The organism is Actinomadura hibisca NBRC 15177, assembly GCF_001552635.1.
Classification (GTDB): Bacteria; Actinomycetota; Actinomycetes; order Streptosporangiales; family Streptosporangiaceae; genus Spirillospora; species Spirillospora hibisca.
In genome coordinates this window covers 1-13,772 of the sequence record NZ_BCRO01000147.1, presented here as the reverse complement: position 1 = coordinate 13,772, position 13,772 = coordinate 1, and the positions used below count along the sequence as shown (strand labels likewise).

The following is a 13,772-nucleotide window of genomic DNA, read 5'->3' as shown; positions in this document are numbered from 1 at the left end:
GCGACGGCGCGACCCGTCCCGCCGGGCGGCGGCCGGGCCGTCCCCGTCCGGAGCCGCCGCGCCGCAGGCCGCGCCCGCGCGTGCCGTTCGTGCGCCGCGACCCGCTCAAGCGGCTCAACGTGACGCTGCTGGTGGTGGCGTTCGTGTTGTCGCTGTTCGCCGGGCGGCTGGTGCAGCTGCAGACCATCGAGTCGGGCGAGTACAAGGAGCGCGCGCTGGCGCAGCGGCTCCAGAAGATCAAGCTGTCCGCCGACCGGGGCGACATCACCGACGCGCAGGGCAACCCGCTGGCGCTGACGATGGAGGCGCGCGGCATCTTCGCCGACCCCTACGTCATCAAGCCGGAGAAGCGGCAGGCGATCGTCAACGCGCTGGCGCCGATGCTGGGCCTGGACCCGGCGGCCGTCCTGCGCACCATCAGCAAGCCCAAGAGCCGCTTCGAGTACCTGGCGCACGGCGTGCCGCCGGACCAGGCGCGGGTGGTGACGGGGCTGAAGTTCCTCGGCATCGGGACGGTCCCCGAATACCGCCGCGAATATCCCAACACCTCGCTCGCCGCGGGCGTCATAGGGTTCGTGAACGGTGCGGGCGTGGGCGGCGCCGGGCTGGAGTACTCCCAGAACTCGGTGCTGGCGGGCAGGGACGGCTGGCAGCGGGTGGAGATCAGCCCCGAGGGCCAGCACATCCCCATGGGCGAGAGCCAGAAGAAGCCGTCGGTGCCCGGCCGCGACCTGCGGTTGTCGCTGCTGCGCGACGTGCAGTACCACGCCCAGCAGGCCATCGAGAAGCAGGTCCGGGCGACCGGCGCGCGCAGCGGCAGCGTCGTCGTGATGGACCCGCGCACCGGGCAGCTGCTGGCGCTGGCCTCCGCGCCGGGCTACGACCCCAACCAGTACGGCCGGTACAAGGACTGGGGCAGCCCGATCGTGCAGGAGGCCTACGAGCCCGGCTCCACCGGCAAGGTGATCACCGCGGCCGCCGCGATGGAGAAGGGCGGCATCCGGCCCACCACGCCGTTCAAGGTCCGGGACCGCATCACCAAGTTCGGCCAGACCTTCACCGACTCGCACCCGCACGCGACCGAGCACCTGACCTTCACCGGCGTGCTGGCCAAGTCCAGCAACGTCGGCACGATCATGGCCGCCGACAGCATCACCCCGCAGACGTTGTACCAGTACCTGCGCGACTTCGGGTTCGGCACCCGGACCGGCATCGGCCTGCCCGGCGAGACGGCGGGGCAGCTGCGGCCGCCGGACCGGTGGGCGGCCACCGACCGCTACCCGATCGCCTTCGGGCAGACCGTGTCGGTCAACGCCCTGCAGATGGCCAGCGTCTACGCCACCATCGCCAACGGCGGCGTCCGGGTCGCGCCCACCCTGGTCACCGGCACCACCGACGAGAACGGGGCCTTCACCCCCGCGCCCGCGCCCGCGCAGAAGCGCGTCATCACCAGCGAGACCGCGCGGCAGATCCGCGACATGCTGGAGGGCGCGACCGGCGACGAGGGCACCGCGCCGCTCGCCCGCGTCAAGGGCTACCGGGTGGCGGGCAAGACCGGCACCGCCGAGATGATCAACCCGCGCACCGGCCGCTACCAGGGCGGCGGCTTCACCGCCTCCTTCGCCGGGTTCGCGCCCGCCGACGACCCGCAGCTGGTGGTCCAGGTGGTGCTGCAGAAGCCGGCCAAGGGCAGCCACATGGGCGGCGACGTCGCCGCGCCGGTGTTCCGGGACGTGATGAACTTCGCCCTGGGCACCCGGAAGATCCCGCCGACCGGGAGCAAATCGCCGATCGTCAAGATCTACGCCCGAAACTGACCGTTACGAGTACCCTCTCTCGCCGTGAGTTCCGCACCGTTGTCCCAGCCGACCCGTTCCGCCCGCACCGAAAGACACCCCATGCGACCGTCCGAAAACCAGGCCCGACCGTTGTCCGGGCTCGCCGGCCTGCTCGACGCCGAGCTGATCCCCGGGCGGTCCGGCGCGACCGCCGGAGCCGTGGAGGTCTCCGGCGTCACCCACGACTCGCGGGCGGTGCGGCCGGGCGACGTGTACGCGGCGCTGCCGGGCGCCCGCGCGCACGGCGCGGAGTTCGCCACGCAGGCCGCCGCGGCGGGCGCGGCGGCGGTCCTGACCGACCCCGCCGGCCGCGACCGGGCGGCGGCGACCGGGCTGCCGGTGCTGGTGGTCGGCAACGTGCGCGCCCGGCTCGGCGAGGCGTCCGCCCACGTGTACGGCGAGGCCGCCAAGGACCTGACGCTGATCGGCGTCACCGGCACCAGCGGCAAGTCCACCGTCACCTTCCTGCTGGACGCGGGGCTGCGCGCCGCCGGGCTGACGACCGGCCTGGTCGGCGGCGTGGAGATCCGGGTGGCGGGCGAGCGGGTGCCGAGCGCGCTCACCACGCCCGAGTCCACCGACCTGCACGCGCTGTTCGCGATGATGCGCGAGCGCGGCGTGACCGCCGCCGCCATGGAGGTCTCCAGCCACGCGCTGGAGCAGGGCCGGGTCGGCGGCGCGTTCTACGACGTGGCGATCTTCTCCAACCTGTCGCAGGACCACCTGGACTACCACGCGACGATGGAGGACTACTTCGCCGCCAAGGCGAAGCTGTTCACCCCCGGCTTCTGCCGGATCGGCGTGGTCAACCTCGACGACCACCACGGCCGCGAGCTGGCCGGGCTGGCGCCGGTGCCGATCACCACCTACTCGGCCGCCGGCGACCCCAAGGCCGACTGGCGCGCGCTGGACGTGCGGCTCGGCTCCGACGGCAGCGTGTTCCGCGTGGTGGGCCCCGGAGGTGTGGAGGCCGACGCCTCGGTGCAGCTCACCGGCCCGTTCAACGTCTCCAACGCGCTCAGCGCGATCGTGGCGCTGGTCGAGGCGGGCATCCCACTCCAGACCGCCGTCACCGGCGTCGGCGCGCTGGCCGGCGTGCCCGGCCGCCTGGAGCGGGTGGACGAGGGCCAGGACTTCGTCGCGCTGGTGGACTACTCGCACAAGCCCGGCGCCGTCGAGGCGGTGCTGACCGCGCTGCGCCCGGTCACCGAGGGCCGGCTGGCGATCGTGCTGGGCTGCGGCGGCGACCGCGACCGCGGCAAGCGCCCGCTGATGGGCGAGGCCGCCGCGCGGCTGGCCGACATGGCGTATTTCACCAACGACAACCCCAGGTCCGAGGACCCCCTCGCCATCCTCACCGCTATGGTCGAGGGCGGGCTCAAGGTGCCGCAGGCGCAGCGGGCGCACATCGTGGTCGAACCCGATCGCGCCGCCGCCGTCGAGCTGGCCGTGGGCCGGGCCCGGCGCGGCGACGTGCTGGTCGTCGCGGGCAAGGGGCACGAGCAGGGACAGTACGTGGCCGGTGAGGTCTTCGCGTTCGACGACCGCGAGGTCGTCCGCGAGGCGCTGCGCCGCGCCGTTGTGAGAGGGGACGGGACGCAGGCGTGATCCCACTTGCGCTGGCGGAGATCGCGGAGATCACCGGCGGCACCGTGACCGGCGGCCGCCCCGGGACCGCGGTGCGCGGCCCGGTGGTCATCGACTCGCGCGCGGTCGGGCCCGGCGCGCTGTTCGCCGCCTTCCGCGGCGAGCGCGTGGACGGGCACGACTACGCCGCGCGGGCGCTGGCCTCCGGGGCCGCCGCGGTGCTGGCCGAACGACCGCTGCCCGACGGACCGGACGGCCCCACCGGGCCCGTCGTGGTCGTGGACGACGTCCAGGAGGCCCTCGGCCGGCTGGCGCGGGGCGTGCTCGCCCGGCTGCCGCGGGCCACCGTGGTCGGCGTCACCGGCTCGGCCGGCAAGACCTCCACCAAGGACCTCATCGCCCGGGTGCTGGACGGCGCGGGCGCCACCGTCGCGACCGCCGGGTCGTTCAACAACGAGATCGGGCTGCCGCTGACGGTGCTGCGCGCCGACGAGGGCACCCGCAACCTGGTGCTGGAGATGGGGGCGCGCGGCGTCGGCCACATCGCCTACCTGACCCGCATCGCCCGGCCGGACATCGGCGTGGTGCTGAACGTCGGCACCGCCCACCTCGGCGAGTTCGGCAGCCGCGAGGCGGTCGCGCAGGCCAAGGGCGAGCTGGTGGAGGCCGTCCCGCGCGGCGGCACCGCCGTCCTCAACGCCGACGACCCGCTGGTGCGCACCATGGCCGCGCGCACCTCCGGCCACGTCGTCACCTTCGGCCGCGCCCCCGACGCCACGGTGCGCGCGGTGGACGAGCGGCTGGACGAGGCGGGCCGCGCCCGCTTCACGCTGGCCACCCCGGAGGGCACCGCGTCGGTGGCGCTGCGCCTGCACGGCGCGCACGCGGTCGCCAACGCGCTGGCCGCCGCCGCCGTCGGCCGCGCCGCCGGGCTCGCGCCCGCACAGGTGGCCGAGGCGCTGTCGGCGGCCGTCCCGGCCAGCCGGTGGCGGATGGAGGTCACCGAGCGCCCCGACGGGCTCACGGTCGTCAACGACGCCTACAACGCCAACCCCGAGTCGGTGCGCGCGGCGGTGGACGTGCTGGCGCACATGGCGCGGGGCCGCCGCGCCTACGCCGTGCTGGGCGAGATGGCCGAACTGGGCGCCGGTGCTGTGGCGGAACATGCCAAGATCGGGCAGCATGTCGCGCGCAGCGGGATCGCGGGCCTGATCACGGTCGGCGAGGCCGCCGCCGCGATGGCCGACGGGGCCGCGCAGGTGGCGTCATGGACGGGAGAGTGCGTACAGGTGGAGGACGTCGGTGCGGCGATGACCGCGCTCGAGGAGCGGCTACGGCCGCGGGACGTCGTACTGGTGAAGGGCTCCCGCGTCGCCGGCCTGGAACGGATCGCCGAGGGACTGCTGGCATGACCAACATCATCATCGCGGCCGGGATCGCCCTGATCATCGGTATGGTCGGCACCCCGGTGTGGATCCGGATCGTCAACCGGCTGGGCTACGGCCAGATGATCCGCGAGGAGGGCCCCTCCGGCCACCAGGGCAAGCGCGGCACCCCCACCATGGGCGGCGCCGTGTTCATCGTCGGCTCGCTGCTGGGCTACGCCGCCGCGCACGTGTTCGACGGCAGCGCCCCGACGGTGTCGGGCCTGCTGGTGCTGTTCCTGATGACCGGGCTCGGCCTGGTCGGCTTCGTGGACGACTACATCAAGGTGTTCAAGCAGCGCAGCCTCGGCCTGCGCAGCGGCGCCAAGATGATCGGCATCATCCTGGTCGGCGTGATCTTCGCGGTGGCCTCGCTGAACTTCCCCAACGGCTACGACATCACCCCCGCCTCCCCGCACCTGTCGTTCCTGCGCGACTTCGGCCCCTCGATCGGCGCGCCGATCTTCGTGATCTGGGCGCTGCTGCTGATCGCGGCGATGTCCAACGGCGTGAACCTCACCGACGGCCTGGACGGCCTGGCCGCCGGCCCCGCCGGCATGGTGCTGGCCGCCTACGTCATCATCGGCAACTGGCAGCTGCGCAACAGCTGCTACGACTTCGCGCTGGCCCCCAACTGCTACAGCGTGCGCGACCCCCTGGACCTCGCGGTGGTCGCCGCCGCCGTGCTGGGCGGGGTGTTCGGCTTCCTGTGGTGGAACGCCCCGCCCGCCAAGATCTTCATGGGCGACACCGGCTCGCTGGCCCTGGGCGGCGTGCTGGTCGGCCTCGCCATCCTCACCCGCACCCAGTTCCTGCTGGCCATCCTGTGCGGCCTGATCGTCATGATCACCCTGTCGGTGATCATCCAGGTCGGCGGGTTCAAGGCGACCGGCAAGCGGGTGTTCAAGATGGCCCCGCTGCAGCACCACTTCGAGCTGTCCGGCTGGGCCGAGACCACCATCGTCGTGCGGTTCTGGCTGATGTCGGCGCTGTTCACCGCGATCGGCCTCGGCCTGTTCTACCTGGAATGGATGCCCAAGAAGTGACGAGCGACCAGTGGGCGGACCGGCACGTCGCGGTGGCGGGGATCGGCCTGTCGGGCCGGGCCGCCGCGCGCGTGCTGGCCGGCCGGGGGGCCCGGGTCACCGTCGTGGAGAGCCGCGACGGCGAGGGCGAGCGCGCGCACGCCGCCGAGCTTGCGGCGCTGGGCGTCACCGTGCGGCTGGGCGACGGCGAGACCCTGCCCGACGGGGCCGACCTGGTGGTGGCCTCGCCGGGCTGGCGGCCCGACGCGCCGCTGCCCGCCGCCGCGGCCAAGGCGGGCATCGAGTTCTTCAGCGAGGTCGAGCTGGCCTGGCGGCTGCGCCGTCCCGGCCCGTCCGGCGAGCCCGCGCCGTGGCTGGCGCTGACCGGCACCAACGGCAAGACCACCGCCGTGCGGATGTTGACGCAGATCCTGAAGGCCGCCGGGCACAACGCCCTGGCGGTCGGCAACGTCGGCACCCCCATCGTGGAGGCGGTGCTCGACGAGAGCATCGACGTGCTGGCGGTGGAGCTGTCGAGCTACCAGCTGCACTGGTCGAGCAGCGTGGCGCCGCTCGCGTCGGCGGTGCTGAACATCGCCCCCGACCACCTGGACTGGCACGGCTCGTTCGAGAACTACGCGGCGGACAAGGGCAAGATCTTTGCCCCGGGGAGCGTGCAGATCGTCAACGCCGACGACGCGCCCGCCGCCGCGCTGGGCGGCCCGGACGCGTTCGGCTTCACCCTGGACTGCCCGGCCCCCGGGCAGCTCGGCGTCGTGGAGGAGTTGCTGGTCGACCGCGCGTTCGTGGACGACCCGCGCACCACCGCCGCCGAGCTGGCCGAACTGTCCGACGTGCGGCCGTTCGCGCCCCACAACGTCGCCAACGCCCTGGCCGCCGCCGCCCTGGCCCGCGCCTTCGGCGTGCCGCCGGAGGCCGTCCGCGCGGGCCTGCGGGCCTTCGTGCCCGACCCGCACCGCATCGCGCACGTGGCGACCGTCGCGGGCGTGGACTACGTCGACGACTCCAAGGCCACCAACCCGCACGCCGCCGCCTCGTCGCTGGCGTCGTGCCGGTCGGCGGTGTGGATCGCCGGCGGGCTGCTCAAGGGCGCCGACGTGGACGACCTGGTGCGCTCGGCCGCCGACCGGCTGCGCGGCGCGGTGCTGCTGGGCGCCGACCGGGCCCGGATCGCCGAGGCGCTCGCGCGACACGCCCCGGATGTCCCGGTCGTCGACGTCCCCGACACCGACACTGGGGCGATGGACCGCGTCGTGACGGAAGCAGCAGCCCTGGCCCAGCCCGGCGACACCGTGCTCCTGGCGCCCGCCGGGGCCTCCTGGGACATGTTCACCAGCTACGGGGCCCGCGGCGACGCCTTCGCGGCGGCGGTGCGGGCGCTCCCCGGGACGCGGCCGGAGACACGGCCCGAGACGCGCGCCGAGACGCAGTCCGAGACGAGGTAGCGCCGCGATGAGCGCGCTCCCCGCCGAGGAGCAGGCCGCCGGCCGGGCCCGGCCGCGCGAGCAGGTGGCGGCCGCCGTCGGGCTGCTGGACCGCCCGCTGACCTCCTACTATCTGGTGCTGGGCTGCACGGTGATGTTGCTGGCGCTGGGCCTGACCATGGTGCTGTCGGCGTCGCTGGTCAAGCAGTTGCAGGAGACCGGCTCGGCCTACACGCTCTTGCAGAAGCAGGCGATGTGGATGGCGCTGGGGCTGCCGCTGACATGGCTGGCGTCGCGGCTGCCCGTCAAGGCGTTCCGCGCGCTGGCCTACCCGATCCTGCTGCTGTCGGTGGTGGCGCTGCTGCTGGTGCTGGTGCCCGGCCTCGGCCGCACCGCGGGCGGCGCGACCCGCTGGATCGCCTTCGGGCCGTTCCAGTTGCAGCCGTCCGAGCCCGCCAAGCTCGCCCTGGTGTTGTGGGGGGCGGACCTGCTGGCCCGCAAGGAGCGCCTCGGCCAGCTCACCGAGTGGCGGCCGCTGCTGGTGCCGCTGCTGCCCGGCGCGGGCCTGCTGGTGCTGCTGGTCATGCTGGGCAACGACCTGGGCACCACGCTGGTGCTGCTGACGATCTTCCTGGCGCTGCTCTGGGTGGTGGGCGCGCCCGGCCGGCTGTTCATCGGCATCGCCGGGCTGGTCGCGCTGCTGGTGTCGATCCTGATCGTGGTCGAGCCCTACCGGATGCAGCGCCTGACCGGCTTCCTGGACCCCGCCAGCAGCCAGCTCACCCACAACTACCAGGGCACCCAGGGCCTGTACGCCATCGCCTCCGGCGGCCTGTTCGGCACCGGGCTCGGCGAGGGCCGCGCCAAGTGGGACTTCCTGCCGCACGCCGAGACCGACTTCATCTTCGCGATCGTCGGGGAGGAGTTCGGACTGGTCGGTACGCTCGTGGTGCTCGGGCTGTTCGGCCTGCTGGCCTACGCGGGCCTGCGGATCGCGCGCCGGGTGAAGGACCCGTTCACCCGGCTGGCAGCCGCGGGCGCCACCGCGTGGCTGCTGGTCCAGGCGATCGTCAACATCGGGGCGGTGATCGGCGTGTTCCCCATCACGGGCATCCCGCTGCCGCTGGTCTCCTACGGGGGGTCGGCCCTGATCCCCACCCTGATCGCGCTCGGCATGCTGCTGGCCTTCGCCAAGCGGGAACCGGGGGCCCGGCAGGCGCTGGCCGCCCGCGGTCCCGGACCGGTGCTGCGGGCCCTAAGCTGGCTGGGCCTGGCACGGCGCTGAAATCCCCCCACACCGAACATGCTGAGGAGTTGTCAACGAGCATGAGGGTTGTCCTGGCCGGCGGCGGCACCGCCGGACACATCGAGCCCGCCCTGGCCCTGGCCGACGCGCTGCGCAGGGGGGACCCCAACACCGGCATCGTGTGCCTGGGCACCGAGCGCGGCCTGGAGACCCGGCTGGTCCCGCAGCGCGGCTACGAGCTGGCGCTGATCCCGCCGGTGCCGCTGCCGCGCACGCTGACCCCCCAGCTGCTCACGGTGCCCGGCCGGCTGCGCGGGGCGATCAACGCCGCCGCCAACGTGCTGGACCAGGCGCGGGCCGACGTGCTGGTCGGCTTCGGCGGCTACGTGGCCACGCCCGGCTACCTGGCGGCCCGCAAGCGCAAGGTGCCGATCATCGTGCACGAGGCCAACCCCAAGCCGGGGCTGGCCAACAAGCTCGGCGCGCGCTTCACCGACCACGTCGCGGTCTCGCACACCGACTCGCCGCTGCCGGGGGCCCGCTTCGTGGGCATCCCGCTGCGCCGCGAGATCGCCACGCTGGACCGGCTGGCGATGGGCGACAAGGCGCGCTCCTACTTCGGGCTGCTGCCCGACCTGCCGACCCTGCTGATCTTCGGCGGGTCGCAGGGCGCGCGCTCGCTCAACCAGGCCGCCGTCGCCGCCGCGCCGTACTTCCGGCAGGCGGGCATCCAGGTGCTGCACATCGTCGGCCCCAAGAACACCGAGGCCCCCGAGCCGGTCGCGGGCGGCCCGCAGTACGTCACCATCCCCTACTGCGACCGCATGGACCTCGCCTACGCGGCCGCCGACATGGCCATGTGCCGCGCGGGCGCGATGACGTGCGCGGAGCTGACGGCGGTGGCGCTGCCGGCGGTGTACGTGCCGCTGCCGATCGGCAACGGCGAGCAGCGGCTGAACGCCGAGCCGATCGTGGCGGCGGGCGGCGGCCTGCTGGTCGACAACGCCGAGCTGACGCCCGAGTGGATCGCCCACCAGCTGCTGCCGGTGCTGGCCGACCCGGGCCGGGTCGCGGCGATGTCGGAGGCGGCCGGGCGGATGGGCCGCCGGGACGCCGACGTGGCGCTGGCGCAGATGGTCTACGACGTGGTGCGCGCGGAAGGAGCAGGGACCGCCCGATGAGTCTGATCAGTCCTGGTGAGGTCGTGCCGGCGGGGGAGCTGGGCCGGGTCCACTTCATCGCGATCGGCGGGGCCGGCATGTCCGGCATCGCGCGCGTGATGCTCAAGCGCGGCATCACCGTCTCCGGCAGCGACGCCCGGGACTCCGATCTGCTGGGCCAGCTCGGGGAGCTGGGCGCGAAGGTGTTCGTCGGGCACGACGCGGCGCACCTGGGTGACGCCGACACCGTCGTGGTGTCCACCGCCATCCGCGACACCAACCCCGAGCTGGTCGCCGCCCGCGAGCGCGGCCTGCGCGTGCTGCACCGCTCGGCGGCGCTGGCCGCGCTGATGGCCGGGCGGCGTGCGGTGGCGGTGGCGGGCACGCACGGCAAGACCACCACCACCTCGATGCTCACCGTCGCGCTGCAGCACGCCGGGGCCGACCCGTCCTACTGCATCGGCGGCCAGCTGGTCACCACCGGCCTCGGCGCCGACGAGGGCACCGGCGAGGCGTTCGTCGCCGAGGCCGACGAGAGCGACGGCTCGTTCCTGATGTACACCCCGAGCGTCGCGGTGATCACCAATGTCGAGGCCGACCACCTGGACAACTACGGCGGCTTCGAGAAGGTGAAGGAGAACTTCGCCCTGTTCGTCGACCGGATCGAGCCGGGCGGCACGCTGGTCGCGGGCGCCGACGACCCGGTGGCGATGGAGCTGGCCGAGCGCGCCCGCGCGCGCGGCCTGACCGTCCGCACCTACGGCGAGGCCGAGGGCGCCGACCTGCGGGTGAGCGGTTTCACCCCGCGCGGGCTGGGCTCCCGGTTCGAGATCGAGGGCGTCGGTCCGGTGGAGCTGCGCGTCCCCGGCCGCCACAACGCGCTCAACGCCGCGGCCGTCGTCGCGGTCGCGCAGGCGCTCGGCGCCGACAACGCGCTGGTCCGCGAGGGCCTGACCGCGTTCGGCGGCGCGATGCGGCGGCTGGAGCGCAAGGGCGAGGCCGCCGGGATCGAGGTGTTCGACTCCTACGCCCACCACCCCACCGAGGTCACCGCCGACCTGTCGGCCACCCGCGACTACCTGGGGGAGAAGGGCGCCGAGACGGGGCGGCCCGGCCGCATCGTCGCGGTGTTCCAGCCCCACCTGTACAGCCGCACCCGCTTCTTCGCCGCCGAGTTCGGCGCGGCCCTCGGGCTCGCCGACGTGGCGGTGGTGCTCGACGTGTACGGCGCGCGCGAGGACCCCGAGCCCGGCGTCACCGGCGAGCTGATCGCCGACGAGGTCCCGGCCGGGACCGAGCGGGTCTACGCGCCCGACTGGGACGCGGTCCCGGAGGTCGTGGCGGGGCTGGCCCGTCCCGGCGACGTGGTCATCACGCTGGGCGCGGGCGACGTCACCCGGCTCGGCCCGCTGATCCTGGAGCGGCTGGCCGGCTGAACCGTGCGATCGTGCCGCACCTCCGGCCATCGTGTGATCTTTCAACGAATGACGGCCTCCCTGGCGTGGGCTACCGCTCCGGCGGACGGCCTGCGGTCATGCTGGGGGGATGACGACCGCCAGACCGTCACCGGGCCGTGCCCCCGCCGCCGCCGCAGGTTCCCAGGACGCCTACGGCGGCGGACCCGACGGGGAGGACCCCGCCGAACCGCGCGGGCGGCCCGGCCGGTGGAAGGTGGCGTTCGTCACCCTGCTGGTGATCAGCCTGGTCGCGCTGGTGGGCTGGGTCCTGCTGGGCTCCAAGTTGCTGGTGGTGCGCAACGTCGAGGTGATCGGCACCTCGCTGGCGCCGCGCGACCGGGTGGTGGCCGCCGCCGACGTGCGGCTGGGGCTGCCGATGGTGCGGCTGGCCACCGGCGACATGCGCGACCGCGTCCAGCGGTTGCGCGAGGTGCGGTCGGCGAAGGTGGAGCGGTTGTGGCCCGCCACGGTGCGGATCACGGTGCGCGAGCGTGTCCCGGTCGCGGTGGTCGAGCGGGCCGGGCGCTTCTACCAGCTCGACCGGGACGGCGTCACGGTCGCCGACAGCGCGGCCCGGCCGCCCCGGCTCCCGGCGCTGGTCGCCGCCGCGCCCGGACCGGCCGATCCGGCTGCCCTGGCGGGCCTCGGCGTGGCCTCGGGACTGCCCGGCGAGCTGAAGAAACGGCTGGTGGAGGTGTCGGCGCCCGGCCCCGAGACGGTGTCGCTGCGGCTGGTCGACGGGCTGACGGTGGTGTGGGGCACGGGGGAGCGGACCGCCGAGAAGGCCCGGCTGCTGGAGGCGCTGCGCAAGACCCCGGGCGGGCGCGCGGCGCGCACGATCGACGTCAGCTCGCCCGAGGTCGTCACCACCCGGTGAAAGCGGTCCGGACGACCGGCCGCCGCGCGCCCCGGGGACGATACAAAGCGCCGCCGGACCGATACATTCAGTGAGTGGGGGCCGGTGCGTGTGTCGCGGGGTTTCCCGGCCGGCGATGGGGCACCCTTGACCGGTCGGGCCGCGCGGGACGGGGCCGGGCCGGGGCGGTCGCGATGTTCCCCACGGTTCTTCGCCAACCGGGAAAACCGGTGCTCACCGCGACACGCCGCGCCAGTTGGGGCGGGGTTAGTTGACCCTGGCGGTAAGCCCGCCCTACTGTCCGTACCAGTCCTCAGGTTGACATAACTGTAAGCCTCAAGTTGAGGGTGAGGGTTGAGGGGGCCTCCGGGCCGCCCCGATCCCACCGACGCAAGACACAAGGTCAGGAACACCGAGGCGGCACCGGCGACAGCCGGTCCGGCCGGTCGATAGAGCGAGCGGAAAGGCCCCTCGTCGTGGCAGCACCGCAGAATTACCTCGCGGTCATCAAGGTCGTCGGCATCGGCGGCGGCGGCGTCAACGCCGTGAACCGGATGATCGAGGAGGGACTCAAGGGCGTCGAGTTCATCGCTATCAACACTGACGCCCAGGCGCTGCTGATGAGTGACGCCGACGTGAAACTCGACGTGGGCCGCGAGCTCACGCGGGGTCTGGGCGCGGGGGCCAACCCCGACGTCGGCCGCAAGGCGGCCGAGGACCACCGGGAGGAGATCGAGGAGGTCCTCAAGGGGGCCGACATGGTCTTCGTGACCGCCGGCGAGGGCGGCGGCACCGGCACCGGCGGCGCGCCGGTGGTGGCCAACATCGCCCGGTCGCTGGGCGCCCTCACCATCGGCGTGGTCACCCGCCCCTTCAGCTTCGAGGGCAAGCGGCGCGCCATGCAGGCCGAGGCCGGAATAGAGACACTGCGCGACGAGGTCGACACCCTCATCGTGATCCCCAACGACCGGCTGCTGTCGATCTCCGACCGGCAGGTCAGCGTGCTGGACGCCTTCAAGGCCGCCGACCAGGTGCTGCTGTCGGGTGTCCAGGGCATCACCGACCTGATCACCACCCCGGGCCTGATCAACCTGGACTTCGCCGACGTCAAGTCGGTCATGTCCGGCGCGGGCTCGGCGCTGATGGGCATCGGCTCGGCGCGCGGCGACGACCGCAGCGTGGCCGCCGCCGAGATGGCGATCTCCAGCCCGCTGCTGGAGGCCAGCATCGACGGCGCGCACGGCGTGCTGCTGTCGATCTCCGGCGGGTCCGACCTGGGCCTGTTCGAGATCAACGAGGCGGCGCAGCTGGTGTCCAACGCCGCCGCGCCGGACGCCAACATCATCTTCGGCGCGGTGATCGACGACGCGCTGGGCGACGAGGTCCGGGTGACCGTGATCGCGGCGGGGTTCGACGAGCTCCGCCCTAACAAGCCGGCCGCGGAGCCCGAGGGCAAGAGGGTCCCGCCGCCGGCACGCCCGACCCCGCCTCCTGCCCAGCCCGCGCCCGCACCCGCGGCCAACCCGATCCCGAGCCGCGTCGGCCGGTCGGAGCCGGTGGCCCCGCCGGTCCAGCAGCCGGTGGCGCAGCAGCAGCCCGCGCCGCAGCCGGTCGCCCCGCCGGTGCCGCCGCCGGTCCAGCAGCCCGCGCCCCAGCAGGCCCCGGTGCAGCCGGCCGCCCCGCAGCAGCCGCACCACCAGTCGGTGGCGCAGGCCGCCGCGGCCCCGCAGCCGC

The 13,772-nt window shown here is 74.0% G+C and carries 10 protein-coding genes; all 10 read left to right on the top strand.

Going from position 1 to position 13,772, the window contains the following annotated elements; all coding sequences use genetic code 11:
• Positions 1 to 89 precede the first annotated feature (89 nt).
• On the top strand, positions 90 to 1,817 hold the full coding sequence (locus AH6_RS41515; RefSeq protein WP_507762061.1) for a peptidoglycan D,D-transpeptidase FtsI family protein: 1,728 nt from the start codon (positions 90 to 92) through the stop codon (positions 1,815 to 1,817).
• Between the two features lie 81 nt (positions 1,818 to 1,898).
• On the top strand, positions 1,899 to 3,446 hold the full coding sequence (locus AH6_RS41510; protein WP_067491894.1) for a UDP-N-acetylmuramoyl-L-alanyl-D-glutamate--2,6-diaminopimelate ligase: 1,548 nt from the start codon (positions 1,899 to 1,901) through the stop codon (positions 3,444 to 3,446).
• Positions 3,443 to 4,837, top strand: a complete 1,395-nt coding sequence (locus AH6_RS41505; protein WP_067491893.1) for a UDP-N-acetylmuramoyl-tripeptide--D-alanyl-D-alanine ligase — start codon at positions 3,443 to 3,445, stop codon at positions 4,835 to 4,837. The genes AH6_RS41510 and AH6_RS41505 overlap by 4 nt, the downstream gene beginning before the upstream one ends.
• Complete coding sequence (gene mraY, locus AH6_RS41500) at positions 4,834 to 5,895, top strand: phospho-N-acetylmuramoyl-pentapeptide-transferase (protein ID WP_067491891.1); 1,062 nt, start codon at positions 4,834 to 4,836, stop codon at positions 5,893 to 5,895. The genes AH6_RS41505 and mraY overlap by 4 nt, the downstream gene beginning before the upstream one ends.
• Entirely contained in the window at positions 5,877 to 7,340 is a 1,464-nt protein-coding gene (gene murD, locus AH6_RS41495) for a UDP-N-acetylmuramoyl-L-alanine--D-glutamate ligase (protein ID WP_067491889.1), read from the top strand. The genes mraY and murD overlap by 19 nt, the downstream gene beginning before the upstream one ends.
• Before the next feature lie 7 nt (positions 7,341 to 7,347).
• Entirely contained in the window at positions 7,348 to 8,604 is a 1,257-nt protein-coding gene (gene ftsW / locus AH6_RS41490; RefSeq protein ID WP_067491888.1) for a putative lipid II flippase FtsW, read from the top strand.
• A gap of 41 nt (positions 8,605 to 8,645) precedes the next feature.
• Positions 8,646 to 9,746, top strand: a complete 1,101-nt coding sequence (gene murG, locus AH6_RS41485) for an undecaprenyldiphospho-muramoylpentapeptide beta-N-acetylglucosaminyltransferase (protein ID WP_067491886.1) — start codon at positions 8,646 to 8,648, stop codon at positions 9,744 to 9,746.
• Positions 9,743 to 11,161, top strand: a complete 1,419-nt coding sequence (gene murC, locus AH6_RS41480) for a UDP-N-acetylmuramate--L-alanine ligase (RefSeq protein WP_067491884.1) — start codon at positions 9,743 to 9,745, stop codon at positions 11,159 to 11,161. The genes murG and murC overlap by 4 nt, the downstream gene beginning before the upstream one ends.
• Before the next feature lie 109 nt (positions 11,162 to 11,270).
• Positions 11,271 to 12,059 (top strand): cell division protein FtsQ/DivIB, encoded by a 789-nt coding sequence (locus AH6_RS41475; protein WP_083983962.1) that lies wholly within the window; start codon positions 11,271 to 11,273, stop codon positions 12,057 to 12,059.
• A 455-nt stretch (positions 12,060 to 12,514) separates the two neighbouring features.
• The coding region (gene ftsZ, locus AH6_RS41470; protein WP_067491882.1) for a cell division protein FtsZ at positions 12,515 to 13,772 on the top strand (1,258 nt) is incomplete at its 3' end.

Excerpts from the sequence above, each read along its gene's own strand:
- AH6_RS41510 (WP_067491894.1), top strand. The coding sequence starts at position 1,899 with ATGCGACCGTCCGAAAACCAGGCCCGACCGTTGTCCGGGCTCGCCGGC.
- mraY (WP_067491891.1), top strand. The coding sequence starts at position 4,834 with ATGACCAACATCATCATCGCGGCCGGGATCGCCCTGATCATCGGTATG.
- murD (WP_067491889.1), top strand. The coding sequence starts at position 5,877 with ATGGATGCCCAAGAAGTGACGAGCGACCAGTGGGCGGACCGGCACGTC.
- ftsW (WP_067491888.1), top strand. The coding sequence starts at position 7,348 with ATGAGCGCGCTCCCCGCCGAGGAGCAGGCCGCCGGCCGGGCCCGGCCG.
- murG (WP_067491886.1), top strand. The coding sequence starts at position 8,646 with ATGAGGGTTGTCCTGGCCGGCGGCGGCACCGCCGGACACATCGAGCCC.
- murC (WP_067491884.1), top strand. The coding sequence starts at position 9,743 with ATGAGTCTGATCAGTCCTGGTGAGGTCGTGCCGGCGGGGGAGCTGGGC.
- AH6_RS41475 (WP_083983962.1), top strand. The coding sequence starts at position 11,271 with ATGACGACCGCCAGACCGTCACCGGGCCGTGCCCCCGCCGCCGCCGCA.